Here is a 14723-nt window from a genome sequence, read left to right as displayed (position 1 = left end):
GGCCGAGCATTTACTTGAGGTTATTCGGTAACGGCTGCGACATTGATCAAGGATCCACCTGCCCCATCAGCTCTGGAATGCTCTCCGGTCGCTTGGCATAACGCTGGGCCAACGCCGCGCAGACCATCAACTGGATCTGGTGAAACAGCATCAATGGCAGGATCAGCACCCCCATGGTCGCCCCGGCGAACAGCACCTGGGCCATCGGCACACCGGTGGCCAGGCTCTTCTTCGAACCGCAGAACAAAATGGTGATGCGGTCTTCCTGGTTAAAACCAAAAGCCTTGCCCAGCACCGTGGAGGCCACCAACACCAAGGCCAGCAACACGCAGCACGCCACCACCAGGCCGCCGAGTTCCCACAACGGGATCTGGTGCCAGATGCCTTCGTTGACCGCCTCGCTGAACGCGCCGTACACCACCAGCAGGATCGAGCCTTGGTCGACGAACTTCAGCCAGGATTTATTGCGCCCCACCCACTCGCCGATCCAACGGCGGGCGATCTGCCCGGCGATGAACGGCAGCAGCAGCTGCACGCTGATTTTCAGGATCGCGTCGACGGTCGAGCCACCCTCGCCGTGCACGTTGAGCAGCAGGGTCACCAGCAGTGGCGTGAGGAAGATGCCGAACAGGCTGGACGCCGCCGCACTGCAAATCGCCGCCGGGATATTGCCCCGCGCCAGCGACGTGAAGGCAATCGCCGATTGCACCGTGGCCGGCAAGGCGCAGAGGTAGAGCATGCCCATGTACAGGTCTTTGCCGATCAGCGGCGACAACACCGGCTTGAGCGCCAGGCCCAGCAGCGGGAAGAGCACAAAGGTCAGGCTGAACACCAGCAGGTGCAGGCGCCAGTGGCCGGCGCCGGCGACGATAGCCTGGCGCGACAGCTTGGCGCCGTGCAGGAAAAACAGCAGCGCGATGGCCAGGTTGGTCACCCAGCCGAACGCCACGGCGGTCTGGCCGCTGGCGGGCAGCAGGGAGGCGAGGATCACCGTGGCGATCAGCGTGAGGGTGAAGTTGTCGGGCAGAAAACGGGGGCGAGTCATAAGCAGGATCTTCCGGGGGTTGCCAAGAGCGTCATCGCGACTCTAACGTAACGACCTGTTACCGACTAACGCCAATGAGCCAACAAATGCCGCCTAAAGGACATGACAAGACCGTCCGCCGCAGCGTGCCCGGGCTTTCCAGCCTGCCACGACCGGTGTATGGGCGCACTGAATCCTTGCCTAATCGTGCGCTGACCCGCCGACACAGCCACCCGTGGGTGCAATTGTCCTATGCGATTTCCGGGGTGCTGGAGATCCAGACCAGCGTCGGCCGCTTCGTAGCGCCGCCCCAGCGTGCAGTGTGGATTCCGGCGGGAGTGCCGCACCGGGTGTTCAGTTCGCCGCATACCGAAATGCGCAGCCTGTACCTGGATTGCAGCGTCACCACGTGGGCGACGCAGCGCTGCCATGTGTTGGAGGTGAGCAGTTTGCTGCGCGAGTTGATCCGCAGCTTCAGCGCAGTGCCGGTGGCATATGCCGAGGACGGCCCGGATGGGCGCTTGGCCCAGGTGCTGCTGGATCAGTTGGCGGCGGCGGCGCAAATCGACTTGATGTTGCCGTTGCCCCTGGACCCGCGCTTGCGGCAGATCTATCGCAGCCTGAACCTGCACCCGGAGCAGCAGACCACGTTAGGGCAATGGAGCCAGAAGCTGGGGGTGAGTGAGAAGACACTCAGCCGGTTGTTCTTGAGTGATACCGGGCTGACCTTTCGTGCCTGGCGCCAGCGCCTGCGGTTGTTGAGCGCCCTGCCCGCCCTGGAGCAAGGCGAGCGGGTGACGGACGTGGCGCTGGGGTGTGGGTATGAATCGACGTCGGCGTTTATCAATGCGTTTCGGCAACAGTTCGAGGCCACACCCGGTGAGTTTTTCCGCTGACCTTACAGGCGATGAAGAACCAATGTGGGAGCAAGCCCCCTCCCACATTTTTACCGTATTTAGAATGAGGATCGGGGCTTAGCTGCCGTTGCCGCCATGCGCCTCTTCGAAGAAGTAATCCTTCCAACTCGCCGCTTTGTTTTTCAACACCCCCAGTTCCTGCAATTTCTCGGCGTAGATGTAGGTACGCTGCGGCACGATGGTGAAGTCGATCTCCGGGTCCTGGACGATCTTCTCCACCAGGTCCAATGGCAGCTTCGACTGCTCTACGCGGATATACGCCCTGGCGGCGGCGGGCTTGTCGGCCTTGATGATCTTCTCGGCTTCGGCCAGCGCGTCATAGAACGCTTTGTAGGTCTTGGGGTTCTCGTCGTGGAATTTTTGCGTGGTGTACAGCACGTTGAACGTCGCCTGGCCACCGAGGATGTCGTAGGAACTCAACACCTTGTGCACATTCGGATTGAGCAACTCCTGGTACTGGAACGGCGGGCTGGAGAAGTGCGCGTTGATCTCCGAGCCACCGGCAATCAAGGCGGCGGTCGCGTCGGGGTGCGCCAGGCTGATGGAGATGTCGTCGAACTTCTTGTAATGGGCATCGCCGAACTGCTTGGCGGTCTCGATCTGCAAGGTGCGCGACTGGAAACCCACGCCGGCGGCGGGCACGGCGATACGGTCTTTTTCGCTGAAGTCCTTGAGGGTCTTGACGTTGGGATTGTTGGTCAACAAGTAGTTGGGCATCGAGCCCAGGGAGGCGATGGCCTTGACGTTCTGCTTGCCCTTGGTGCGGTCCCACAGCGTCAGCATCGGCGGCACACCAGCGGAGACTACGTCGAGCGCGCCGGCCAGCAGCGATTCGTTCATTGCGGTGGCGCCGGAAATGCTGTTCCACTCCACCTGGATGTCCAGGCCCTGCTCCTTGCCGTGCTTTTCGATCAGGTGCTGGTCGCGCACCACATCGAGGATCAGGTAGCCGATACCGAATTGCTGGGCGATGCTGATCTTGCCTTCGGCCTGTGCGCCGATACTGATCAAGGCTGTCGCAGCCGCCATCAGGGTCAGGGAAGAACGCTTGAAAGTCATGGGAGTCTGCCGCGTTTTAAGAAGGTGATGGAGCCTAGCGACGTTTTTTAAGACTGGAAAAGAATATCGGGATCTATTGTTATGCAAATGGCCCACAAACAAGCGCCCGGCTGCTATTGTGCCGCGCTTTGAAAAACTGCCGAACCAGCGAGGAAATGGACGTTGAACACTGACGAAAAAATGACCGGGGACCTGTTCGAGGTTGATAAACGCCTGTCACTCAAGCCCGTGGTGGACTTCAACACCTACCTGCGCAGCGCATTCGGCGACGGCCCGTGCACCTGCATCCGCTGCACCACCGGCAACGGCGATGAAAGCGGCTATGCGTTCCAACACAGCTTCACCTTCGACGGCAAGCCCACCCAGCGCCGCTTCGCCACCACGGCGGGCAGTGATGTGTTGCAGGTGTTGAAGAAAGCCTGGTTGTCGTACACCAAGGCCGAGCTGCCGCTGAGCGGTGTGCTGGCGCTGGATACGGTGAAGGAATTTGTCGAGCCGCAATTACATAAACGCCTGACACCGCTGTTTTTGGCCAGTGGGTTGGTCAAGGACGTGGACGGTGAGTTGCAGATTCAGCCGCAGGCGGCGTAATACCGACTACCCCCTGTGGGCGCTGTTGCGGATGGCGAGGAAGGCGGCGCCGCAGATTCTGGCAGTGAAAACACCGTAAAACGTGGCGAGGGCGCTTGCTCCCGTTGGGTCGCGAAGCGGCCCCAGCGCTTTGTTTAAAAAGACTGGGACTGCTACGCAGGCCAACGGGAGCAAGCGCCCTCGCCACAGGTACAGCGTGCACCCTGTTGGGTTTACTTGCGTGCGGCCTCCCACTGTTTAAGCAAGTCGTTGTAGCTCACGGTTTCGCCTTTCGGCTTCTCATTCGCCAGTTTCGGTTTCGGTGCGCCCGGTTGGTCGAACCAGTATTGCGCATCACGCTCGGGGTTCATTTTCGGGCCGCAGACCGGTTGCACCTTGGAGCGCTCCAGGCGCGTCATGATCGCGTCCTGTTCCTTGGCCAGGTTATCCAACGCTTGTTGTGGGGTTTTCTCGCCGCTCGCTGCAGCGGCGATGTTGCTCCACCACAGTTGCGCCAGGCGTGGGTAGTCCGGCACGTTGGTGCCGGTCGGGGTCCATTCCACACGGGCCGGGCTGCGATAGAACTCCACCAAACCACCGAGTTTCGGCGCCAGGTCGGTCATGGCCTGGGAGTTGATGTCCGACTCACGAATCGGCGTCAGGCCGACGATGGTTTTCTTCAGCGAGACAGTTTTCGAGGTCACGAACTGCGCGTAGAGCCAGGCCGCGAGTTTCTGTTTCTCTGGGGTGGATTTCAGGAAGGTCCAGGAACCCACGTCCTGATAGCCCTTCTTCATGCCCTTTTCCCAATAAGGCCCGACCGGCGACGGAGCCATGCGCCATTTCGGCGTGCCATCGGCGTTTACCACCGGCAGGCCCGGCTTGGTCATGTCGGCGGTAAACGCGGTGTACCAGAAGATCTGCTGGGCGATGTTGCCTTGGGACGGCACCGGGCCGGATTCGGAGAAGGTCATGCCCGCCGCTTCCGGTGGCGCGTAGGCTTTCATCCAATCCACGTATTTCTGGGTGGCGAACACGGCGGCTGGGCCGTTGGTGTCGCCGCCACGGGTCACGCTGGAGCCCACCGGGTGACAGTCCTCCACACGAATGCCCCACTCGTCCACCGGCAAACCATTGGGCAGGCCCTTGTCGCCGCCACCGGCCATGGAGAACCACGCATCGGTGAAGCGCCAGCCCAGGGACGGGTCTTTCTTGCCGTAGTCCATGTGCCCATAGATACGCTTGCCGTCGATCTCCTTGACGTCTTCGCTGAAGAACTTGGCAATGTCTTCATAGGCCGACCAGTTCACCGGCACACCGAGGTCATAGCCGTACTTTTCCTTGAACTTGGCTTTCAGCTCCGGGCGCTCGAACCAGTCTGCGCGGAACCAGTAGAGGTTGGCGAACTGCTGGTCGGGCAGTTGGTAGATCTTGCCGTCCGGCGCAGTGGTGAACGAGATGCCGATGAAGTCCTTGATATCCAGGGTCGGCGAGGTGAAGGCCTTGCCTTCATTGGCCATCAGGTCGGTGATGGATTCGGTCTTGCCGTAGCGAAAGTGTGTACCGATCAGGTCCGAGTCGTTGACCCAGCCGTCATAGATATTCTTGTCGGACTGCATCTGGGTTTGCAGCTTCTCCACCACGTCGCCTTCCTGCAGCAGGTCGTGGGTCAGCTTGATCCCGGTGATTTCACTGAACGCCTTGGCCAGCACCTTGGATTCGTACTCGTGGGTGGTGAGGGTTTCCGACACCACGTTGATCTTCATCCCACGGAACGGTTCGGCGGCCTTGATAAACCACTTGAGTTCCTCGAGCTGCTGGTCAGCCGTGAGGGTGGACGGTTTGAACTCGCTGCCGATCCATTTTTTTGCGGCATCTTCATACGCATCGGCCCACGCCGAAGCGCTCAAACCGCTGAGGGCCAGTACGGCGGCCAATGAAATGCTATGTCGCAGCTTATTGTTTTTATTCAACATAGAGACCTCCTGGTTGTTTATTCATAAGGGCATTAGCCCCAACGCATCACACTCAACAGCCATACCAGGGAGAGCGCGGACGCCACCCAGATGCTCCAGTCGGTAACGCCAATGACCAGCAAATGCAGGTAGGCGCTGCCGAGAAGACCGATAAACAAACGATCACCACGGGTGGTGCTGATCGGTAACAAACCGCGCCGCGGGATGCTCGGCGAACGCAGCTCCCAGGTGGTCATGCCCGCCAGAATCAGGGCTATGCCGCCGAAGAACAGTGCGGTGGGGGTGGTCCAGGCCATCCATTCCATCATCGACTCCTCAGACCCGGCCCAGGGCAAAGCCCTTGGCCACGTGGTTGCGAACAAACCAGATCACCAGCATGCCGGGAAGGATAGTCAACACCCCCGCCGCCGCCAGCACGCCCCAATCGATACCCGACGCCGAGACCGTGCGCGTCATCACCGCCGCGATGGGCTTGGCGTTGACCGAGGTCAAGGTGCGCGCCAGCAGCAGTTCGACCCAAGAGAACATGAAGCAGAAAAACGCGGTCACACCGATGCCGGAGCCGATCAACGGGATAAAAATCTTCACGAAAAACTTAGGAAACGAGTAGCCGTCGATGTAGGCGGTTTCGTCGATTTCCTTGGGCACGCCGGACATGAACCCCTCCAGGATCCACACCGCCAACGGCACGTTGAACAGGCAGTGCGCCAGGGCCACGGCAATGTGCGTATCGAACAGGCCGATGGACGAATACAGCTGGAAGAACGGCAGCAGAAACACCGCCGGTGGCGCCATGCGGTTGGTCAGCAACCAGAAGAACAGGTGCTTGTCGCCGAGGAAACGGTAGCGTGAAAACGCATAGGCCGCCGGCAGTGCCACGCTCAGGGAGATCACCGTGTTCAGGCTCACGTAGTACAGCGAGTTGAGGTAACCGGTGTACCAGCTCGGGTCGGTGAAGATCACCTTGTAGTTGGCCAGGGTGAAATCCTGCGGAAACAACGTCAGCCCACCGAGGATTTCGGTGTTGCTCTTGAAGGACATGTTCAGCAGCCAGTAGATCGGCACCAGCAGGAACAGGATGTAGATCAGCAACGGAATTAGCTTGCGCTTGCTCATGTTGGCGGCCTCAGCGGTTGGCGTCGGAGTGGGTCATGGCGGTGTAGAACAGCCAGGACACCAACAGGATGATCAGGAAGTACACCAGGGAAAACGCCGCGGCCGGGCCCAGGTCGAATTGGCCTACGGCCATCTGGGTCAGGGTCTGACTCAAGAACGTAGTGGCGTTACCCGGCCCGCCACCAGTGAGGACGAAGGGTTCGGTGTAGATCATGAAGCTGTCCATGAACCGCAGCATCACCGCGATCAGCAGCACGCTTTTCATCTTCGGCAACTGGATATGTCGGAACACCGCCCACGCTGAGGCACGATCAATCCGCGCAGCCTGGTAGTACACATCAGGAATCGCCCGTAGGCCGGAGTAGCACAGCAGCGCCACCAGGGACGTCCAGTGCCACACATCCATCACCAGCACGGTGACCCAGGCATCCATGGTGTTGGCTGCGTAGTTGTAGCTGATGCCCAGGGCATTGAGGCTGTAACCCAGCAAGCCGATATCGGCGCGGCCGAATATCTGCCAGATGGTGCCCACCACGTTCCACGGAATCAGCAGCGGAATGGCGAGGATGATCAGCACCAGCGACGACCAGCGACCCTTGGTCGGCATGGTCAGGGCGATGGCGATGCCCAGCGGGATTTCGATCAGCAACACGCAGGCCGAGTAGATGAACTGGCGCAGCAGTGAGTCATGCAGACGTGGGTCAAGCAGCACCTGCTTGTACCAGTCGGCGCCAACGAAGTAGCGGCTGGACTGGTCGAAGATGTCCTGCACCGAGTAGTTGACCACGGTCATCATCGGGATCACCGCACTGAACGCCACCAGCAGGAACACCGGCAATACCAGCCACCAGGCCTTGTTGTTCTGCACCTTGTTCATGGCAGCACCTCCAGCAGGTAGTCGTCGGCGTACACCATCAGCCACTGCGCGGGAAAGCTGATGGAGGCCTTGCCTTCAGGCACGGGTTTGTCTTCGGCCAGGCGCACCTTGAGCAGCGCGCCGTCGAGGTTGAGGGTCATGATTTTGTAGGTGCCGAGGTCTTCGAGATGAGAGACGTCGGCCTGCAGGGCGTCAGGGTTGTACTCGTCCCACACATGGATGAATTCCGGGCGGATGCCGACCTGCAATCTCTTGTAATCGGTTTTGGCCAGGCGTTGCTGCAGGGCCTCGGACACTGGCAGGTGGGTGCCAGCAAACCGCACCCCGCCCGCCTCGGCCTGCACGTCGATAAGATTCATCCCAGGGCTGCCGATGAAATACCCGACAAAGGTGTGGCTTGGCCGTTCGAACAGGTCACGGGGAGTGCCGAACTGCACGATCTGGCCGCCGTACATCACCGCGATCTTGTCGGCGAAGGTCGAGGCTTCCAACTGATCGTGGGTCACGTAGACCATGGTGATGTTGAACTGCTCGTGGATCTGCTTGAGTTTGCGCCGCAGCTTCCACTTGAGGTGCGGGTCGATCACCGTCAGCGGTTCATCGAACAGGATCGCCGACACGTCGTCACGCACCAGGCCGCGGCCCATGGAGACTTTCTGCTTTTCGTCGGCGGTGAGGTTGCGGGCTTTTTTGCTCAGCAGGTTTTGCAGGTCGAGGACCTCGGCGATTTCCTGCACCTTGCTGTGAATTTTCGCCTCGGCCATGCCCTGGTTACGCAATGGGAACGCCAGGTTGTCGAACACCGTCATGGTGTCGTACACCACCGGGAACTGGAACACCTGGGCGATGTTGCGTTTTTCCGGGGTCAGGTCGTTGACCACTTTGCTGTCAAACAACACCTGGCCTTCGGACGGGCTGAGCAGGCCGGAGATGATGTTGAGCAACGTCGATTTGCCGCAGCCCGACGGCCCGAGCAAGGCGTAGGCTCCGCCCTGCTCCCACACGTGGTTCATTTCCCGAATGGCGTAGTCCTCGGGGCCGCTCGGCGTAGGGCTGTAGCTATGCGCCAGGTTCTGCAAATGGATCTCGGCCATCAGGCAACCCTCGCGACACGGCGCCCGGGGGCCTGGACCAAACGGCCCTGGCCATCGAACACAAACAGTTTATGGGTGGGGATATACACGCGGATCGGCGCGTCGACGTCATACTCGTGCACGCCCGGCAGGTGCAGCACCAGCAGAAAGTGTTCGCTGCGCACATGCAGGAAGGTTTCCGAACCGCTGATCTCGGCGACTTCCACCGTCACCGCCAGCTCCAGGTCGTCGTCGTTGCTGGGCACCAGGCTGATGTGGCTGGGGCGTACGCCGAAACGGAATTCGCCTTCGCCAATGGGCCGTAGGTCGACGTTCAGCGGGAAATGCACGAAATTGGCGAAGCTCACTTCGTTACCGCTGATGCGCCCCGGCATCAGGTTGATCGGCGGCTCGGAAAACAGCTCGGCGGCCAGCACCGTCTGCGGCTGGTGATAGACCTCGGCCGCCTTGCCGCTCTGAATCACCCGGCCTTCGTGCAGGATGGTGGTGGTGCCACCGAGGGCCAGGGCTTCGTTGGGTTCGGTGGTGGCGTAGATGGCGATGGTGTGGCGCGCGGCGAACAGCTCGCGCATTTCCTGACGCAGCTCTTCGCGCAGTTTGTAGTCCAGGTTCACCAGCGGCTCGTCGAACAGGATCAGTTCGGCATCCTTGACCAGCGCACGCGCCATGGCCGTGCGTTGCTGCTGGCCGCCGGAGAGTTCCAACGGGTGGCGCTGGAGGAATTTCTCGATGCGCAGCATCTTCGCGGTTTCCAGCACCTTGCTCTGGATCAGCTCGTTGGACACCCCGGCTTGGCGCAACGGCGAGGCGATGTTCTCGAACACGGTCATGGTCGGGTAGTTGATGAACTGCTGATAGACCATCGACACATTGCGCAGGCGCACCGGCTTCTGCGTGACATCCACGCCGTTCATCAGGATGCGGCCGCTGTCGGGCTTGTCCAGCCCGGCCATCAGACGCATCAGGCTGGTCTTGCCGGACAGCGTGCGGCCGAGCAAGACGTTGAAGGAACCGGCTTCGAAACGCAGGTTGGCGTCGTCGATCCAGGTCTGGCCTTCGACAACGCGGGAGACATGTTCCAGGGTCAATGACATGACACGACCTTTTTATTATTGGAATGAATCTGGCCAAGTGTCAGAGCGAGTTTCGTGCCAAAACGGCAAGTGCTTGATGCGCAAGGAAATGGCGTAAATGGGATGTTCAGGAGTGAACAATTTGGCTGAACAACTGAACAGTCAGGGCCTTGACAATGAACAGTTCTGAACAACACTCTGACGACCGCCCCTCCCACATTGGAATGATTTCCAGCAGTCAATTGCGCAAGCCCCCATAACAATAAAAACGAAGGTCACCCCATGGCCGAACCACTGGCTCACGACACCCTTATCCAGGAATCCTGGCGCCGTTGTCGCGCCTTTGGCCTGGACCACCAGAGCACGCCCAGCTTCGACCAGCTCCCCGCCGAGGGCATCAGCCAATTGCTGGAGAGCCAGCACTCGCTGGTGCAGACCACGCACCAGGAAGTGCTGCCCTACTACGAAAATATCCTCAGCAATTCCAACTGCCTGATCATGCTGGCCGACAATCAGGGCCAGGTGCTGACCAGTTGGGGCACCCAGCGGTTTATCGAACCCAAGCTGGCGCGTGGCTTCAACCCCGGCGCCAGCTGGAGAGAACGCTCCAGCGGCACCAATGCCATCGGCACCGCACTGGCGTGTGCCCAGGCGGTGCATATCGAACACGATGAACACTTTCTGAAGGCCAACCGCTTCATGACCGGCTCGGCGGCGCCGATCTTTGATGCCCAGCGCGAGATCATCGCGGTGCTGGACGTGTCCAGCGACAGCTACCTGCCGCCCTCCCACACCCTGGGCATGGTCAAGATGATGAGCCAGACCGTGGAGAACCGGCTGATCCTCAACCTGTTTCGCGGCGAACACTTCCAACTGACCTTCAACACCGGCCTGAGCAACCTCGACAGCCAGTGGGCCGGCCTGCTGATCTTTGATGAAAGCGGCCAAGTGCTGTCGGCCAACCGGCGTGCCGACAACCTGCTGGGCATCAGCCTGTCGCGGGTGATGATCGACAGTTTGTTCAAGGTGTCGCTGCTGGAGTTGTTGAACCAGCCGGAAGGGCTGCCCTTTTCCCTGCAAGCGGCGGGACGTAATCGGTTCCAGTGCCTGTTGCGGCGACCCAAGCAGGTGCCAGTGCAGGCGCGCGTGTTCACGGAGCCGACACCGCCTAAGCCCGCCTCCATTGGCCTGAAGACCTTGCACTTCGGCGATGTGCGCGTGGAAAAAGCCGTGCGCCAGGCTGAACGCCTGCTGGAGAAGGACATCCCGCTGCTGATCCACGGTGAAACCGGCGTGGGCAAGGAAGTGTTCGTCAAGGCCCTGCACCAGGCCAGCTCGCGCAGCCAGAAGGCGTTTATCGCGGTGAACTGTGCGGCGATTCCGGCCGAGCTGGTGGAGTCGGAACTGTTCGGCTACGAAAAAGGCGCGTTCACCGGCGCCAATCAAAAAGGCAGCATCGGCCTGATCCGCAAGGCCGATAAAGGCACGCTGTTTCTCGACGAGATCGGCGATATGCCGCTGCCTACCCAGGCCCGCTTGCTGCGGGTACTGCAGGAACGTTGCGTGCAGCCGGTGGGCAGCAGCGAGTTGTTCCCGGTGGATTTGCGCATCATCTCGGCCACCAACCGCGCGCTGCGCGAGCTGGTGCAGGCCGGGCGTTTTCGTGAGGATTTGTACTACCGCATCGGCGGCCTGACCCTGGAGCTGCCGCCGTTGCGCGAGCGCACCGACAAACGGGCGCTGTTCCAGCAACTGTGGCAGCAACACCGTGAGCCGACCCAGTGGGCGGGCCTGAGCGCTGAGGTACTGGCGCTGTTCGAGCAGCATCCGTGGCCGGGGAATTTACGCCAAGTGAGCAGCGTGTTGCAGGTCGCGCTGGCGATGGCTGAAGAACAACCGATCCGCCCGGAGCATCTGCCGGATGATTTTTTTGTGGATTTGAACGTGGAATCGCCGCTGCCTGCCAGTGAATACCTGGATGCCAGCATCGACCTGAACCAGCGTTTGAAGGCCGTCGGCGGGAATATTTCCCACCTGGCGCGGGAGCTGGGGGTAAGCCGCAATACCCTGTACAAGCGCCTGCGCCAGCACTAACGCGGCTTGACCACCACCAGCAGGTCGGTGAAATACTCCACCTGGATCGGCAGGTTATCCGCCAGGGACGACAGTGCCGCTGCTGTGTCGTCGAGCTTGAACACGCCGGAAACCCGCAGGTTATGCAGGGCCTGGGGGTCAAAGCGCAGCATGCCGTGACGGTAACTGGCGAGGGTTTGCAGCACGTCGCTCAGGGGTTGGTCGTTGACCTTGAGCAGGCCACGGGTCCAGGCGTCGGGATCGGCATCGTTGATGGCTTGCGGTGGCTGGGCGCGGCCGTGGTCGAGGACCGAGCGCTGGCCAGCCATGACCTTGACCCCATCGGTGGCGCCGCCTTTGACCGCTACCGTGGACTCGATCACCGTGACCACCGTGGTGCCATCTGCCGCACGTTTGACCAGATAACGCGTGCCCAGTGCAGTGGCCGTGCCTTGGTCTGTGCGGACCACAAAGGGCCGTTGCGCATCCTTCGCCACGTCTACCCAGAGCTCGCCTTGCAGCAGTTCGATCACGCGTTGATGGCCGTCGAATTTCACGTCCACCGCCGAATTGCTGTTGAGCTGCAACTGGCTGCCGTCCTCAAGGGCGATCTGTCGGCGCTCGCCGACACCGGTGCGCTGGTCGGCCATCCAGATAGGCAGGTGTTGCAGGCCCAGCCAACCGCATAGCACGACGCCGAGCAAGCCCACCGCCCGTGCGCCACGCGGGCGGTGCGGGGTGAATGCACGGCTTAGGGCAATGCGCGCGGGCTTGGCCGGCAATGTATCTAAGCTGCCCCACAACGCACTCATACGTTCGATGGCCACGGTGTGACGTGGGTCGGCCTGGCACCAGGCGTTGAACGCCTGGCGGTCAGCGTCGGTGACGTCTTCGTCGTGCAGGCGGGTGAGCCACTGCGCCGCTTGCTGGATGATCTGTTCGGTGCTCATACCAGCGGGTCTGCCGGGTGCAGGCTGTGGTAGCAATGCACCAGGGCGCTGGAGATATAGTTTTTGACGGTGCTGGAGGACACGTCCAGGCGCGTGGCGATTTCGCTGTAGGTCAGGCCATCAAGGCGACTCAGCAGGAACGCTTCGCGGGCCTTGGCAGGCAGGCCGGCGAGCATCTCGGCGATGCGTTCCAGGGCTTGCAACGCCACATGAATCGCGGCTGGGTCGGGCATGCCGGCGTCTTCGCACTGGATCACCAGGGCTTCCATGTAGGCTTTTTCGATGCGGCGGCGACGAGCGCCGTCGATCAACAACCGCCCTGCCGTGGTGGCGAGGAAGGCGCGAGGTTCCTTGATGTTTTGCGGTTCGGCCAGCATCAGTACGCGGATGAACGCGTCGTGGGCCAGGTCGGCGGCATGCTGGGAGCACCCGAGTTTCTTGCGCAGCCAGCCGTGCAACCAGCCGTGGTGCTCGCTGTACATCGCCGTAAGGGTCTGCTGCCGGACGGAGTCGCCCAGCGCGGCCGGAATGTCATGCATGCGCAAAAATTTCTCAAATGGGAAGTGTTACCAATTGCGCGAACAATGCCAGTAAAACAGAGAGGGGGCAAGGGGCTTACCGCTGATGGAGGTGGGTCAGTCGGTATATCTGCCAGCAGTGCCGCCGCTTTCGAAGCCTCGCTGAAGCTCGACATCTCCCACAGGGGGATGGGGGTGTTTGGTAGAGCTGTAGCCGAACATTTTCTGCCTGATGACTCAGATCTACTGTGGGAGGGGGCTTGCTCCCGATGGTGGTGGGTCTGCCAGCCCATCTGCCAGCAGTGCCGCCGCTTTCGAAGCCTCGCTAGAGCTCGACATCTCCCACAGGGAATGGAGGTGTTTGGTAGAGCTGTAGCCGAACATTTTCTGCCTGATGACTCAGATCTACTGTGGGAGGGGGCTTGCCCCCGATGGCGGTGGGTCTGCCAGCCCATCTACCAGCAGTGCCAACGCTTTCGAAGCCTCGCTGAAGCTCGACATCTCCCACAGGGAATGGGGGTGTTTGGTAGAGCTGTAGCCGAACACTTTCTGCCTGCTGACTCAGGTCTACTGTGGGAGGGGGCTTGCCCCCGATGGCGGTGGGTCTGCCAGCCCATTTACCAGCAGTGCCACCGCCTTCGAAGCCTCGCTGAAGCTCGACATCTCCCACAGGGAATGGGGGTGTTAGGTAGAGCTGTAGCCGAACACTTTCTGCCTGCTGACTCAGGTCTACTGTGGGAGGGGGCTTGCTCCCGATGGCGGTGGGTCTGCCAGCCCATCTACCAGCAGTGCCAACGCTTTCGAAGCCTCGCTGAAGCTCGACATCTCCCACAGGGAATGGGGATGTTTGGTAGAGCTGTAGCCGAACACTTTCTGCCTGCTGACTCAGATCTACTGTGGGAGGGGGCTTGCCCCCGATGGCGGTGGGTCTGCCAGCCCATCTACCAGCAGTGCCAACGCTTTCGAAGCCTCGCTGAAGCTCGACATCTCCCACAGGGAATGGGGATGTTTGGTAGAGCTGTAGCCGAACACTTTCTGCCTGCTGACTCAGATCTACTGTGGGAGGGGGCTTGCCCCCGATGGCGGTGGGTCTGCCAGCCCATCTACCAGCAGTGCCAACGCTTTCGAAGCCTCGCTGAAGCTCGACATCTCCCACAGGGAATGGGGGTGTTTGGTAGAGCTGTAGCCGAACACTTTCTGCCTGCTGACTCAGGTCTACTGTGGGAGGGGGCTTGCCCCCGATGGCGGTGGGTCTGCCAGCCCATTTACCAGCAGTGCCACCGCCTTCGAAGCCTCGCTGAAGCTCGACATCTCCCACAGGGAATGGGGGTGTTAGGTAGAGCTGTAGCCGAACACTTTCTGCCTGCTGACTCAGGTCTACTGTGGGAGGGGGCTTGCTCCCGATGGCGGTGGGTCTGCCAGCCCATTTACCAGCAGTGCCACCGCCTTCGAAGCCTCGCTGAAGCTCGACATCTC

13 protein-coding genes are annotated in these 14723 nt (G+C 60.8%); 3 read left to right on the top strand and 10 right to left on the bottom strand.

The annotated features are described in order from the left end of the window. Positions 1-46: 46 nt before the first annotated feature. On the bottom strand, positions 47-1045 hold the full coding sequence (locus AC3ZU9_RS05030; RefSeq protein WP_012724877.1) for a bile acid:sodium symporter family protein: 999 nt from the start codon (positions 1043-1045) through the stop codon (positions 47-49). A gap of 86 nt (positions 1046-1131) precedes the next feature. Between AC3ZU9_RS05030 and AC3ZU9_RS05025 the strand changes: the two genes are divergently transcribed. Continuing rightward, positions 1132-1920 carry an AraC family transcriptional regulator gene (locus AC3ZU9_RS05025; RefSeq protein WP_046034649.1) on the top strand — a complete coding sequence of 263 codons (789 nt, stop codon included), beginning with the start codon at positions 1132-1134 and terminating at the stop codon, positions 1918-1920. A 78-nt stretch (positions 1921-1998) separates the two neighbouring features. Here AC3ZU9_RS05025 and AC3ZU9_RS05020 read toward each other — a convergent pair whose 3' ends face one another. Then, entirely contained in the window at positions 1999-3000 is a 1002-nt protein-coding gene (locus AC3ZU9_RS05020) for an ABC transporter substrate-binding protein (RefSeq protein ID WP_064052996.1), read from the bottom strand. A gap of 162 nt (positions 3001-3162) precedes the next feature. Here AC3ZU9_RS05020 and AC3ZU9_RS05015 point away from each other — a divergent pair, with 162 nt between their 5' ends. Continuing rightward, complete coding sequence (locus AC3ZU9_RS05015; RefSeq protein ID WP_012724881.1) at positions 3163-3591, top strand: hypothetical protein; 429 nt, start codon at positions 3163-3165, stop codon at positions 3589-3591. A 212-nt stretch (positions 3592-3803) separates the two neighbouring features. On the opposite strand, the gene AC3ZU9_RS05010 is transcribed toward AC3ZU9_RS05015, so the two are convergent. The 6 genes from AC3ZU9_RS05010 to AC3ZU9_RS04985 are packed head-to-tail and all read right to left on the bottom strand — an operon-like array spanning position 3804 to position 9727. After that, positions 3804-5546 carry an ABC transporter substrate-binding protein gene (locus AC3ZU9_RS05010; protein WP_012724882.1) on the bottom strand — a complete coding sequence of 581 codons (1743 nt, stop codon included), beginning with the start codon at positions 5544-5546 and terminating at the stop codon, positions 3804-3806. 32 nt (positions 5547-5578) lie between these two features. After that, positions 5579-5851 carry a DUF2160 domain-containing protein gene (locus AC3ZU9_RS05005; protein ID WP_014718862.1) on the bottom strand — a complete coding sequence of 91 codons (273 nt, stop codon included), beginning with the start codon at positions 5849-5851 and terminating at the stop codon, positions 5579-5581. Between the two features lie 10 nt (positions 5852-5861). After that, a complete protein-coding gene (locus tag AC3ZU9_RS05000; protein WP_003232361.1) occupies positions 5862-6662 on the bottom strand; it encodes a carbohydrate ABC transporter permease in 801 nt (266 codons plus the stop codon). Between the two features lie 10 nt (positions 6663-6672). Continuing rightward, entirely contained in the window at positions 6673-7539 is an 867-nt protein-coding gene (locus AC3ZU9_RS04995) for a carbohydrate ABC transporter permease (protein ID WP_025858174.1), read from the bottom strand. Continuing rightward, positions 7536-8633 (bottom strand): ABC transporter ATP-binding protein, encoded by a 1098-nt coding sequence (locus AC3ZU9_RS04990; RefSeq protein WP_012724885.1) that lies wholly within the window; start codon positions 8631-8633, stop codon positions 7536-7538. Before AC3ZU9_RS04990 ends, AC3ZU9_RS04995 begins: the two co-directional genes overlap by 4 nt. Then, a complete protein-coding gene (locus AC3ZU9_RS04985; protein ID WP_012724886.1) occupies positions 8633-9727 on the bottom strand; it encodes an ABC transporter ATP-binding protein in 1095 nt (364 codons plus the stop codon). Before AC3ZU9_RS04985 ends, AC3ZU9_RS04990 begins: the two co-directional genes overlap by 1 nt. Before the next feature lie 261 nt (positions 9728-9988). On the opposite strand from AC3ZU9_RS04985, the gene AC3ZU9_RS04980 reads away from it, so the two are divergent. After that, positions 9989-11800 carry a sigma-54-dependent Fis family transcriptional regulator gene (locus tag AC3ZU9_RS04980; protein ID WP_012724887.1) on the top strand — a complete coding sequence of 604 codons (1812 nt, stop codon included), beginning with the start codon at positions 9989-9991 and terminating at the stop codon, positions 11798-11800. Here AC3ZU9_RS04980 and AC3ZU9_RS04975 read toward each other — a convergent pair. Next, a complete protein-coding gene (locus AC3ZU9_RS04975; protein WP_102060156.1) occupies positions 11797-12729 on the bottom strand; it encodes a FecR family protein in 933 nt (310 codons plus the stop codon). The genes AC3ZU9_RS04980 and AC3ZU9_RS04975 overlap by 4 nt on opposite strands. Continuing rightward, positions 12726-13268, bottom strand: a complete 543-nt coding sequence (locus tag AC3ZU9_RS04970) for a sigma-70 family RNA polymerase sigma factor (protein ID WP_102060155.1) — start codon at positions 13266-13268, stop codon at positions 12726-12728. Before AC3ZU9_RS04970 ends, AC3ZU9_RS04975 begins: the two co-directional genes overlap by 4 nt. Between the last annotated feature and the right edge of the window lie 1455 nt (positions 13269-14723).

Source organism: Pseudomonas sp. A39 (genome assembly GCF_058145955.1).
This window is presented reverse-complemented; position numbering and strand designations above follow the sequence as displayed.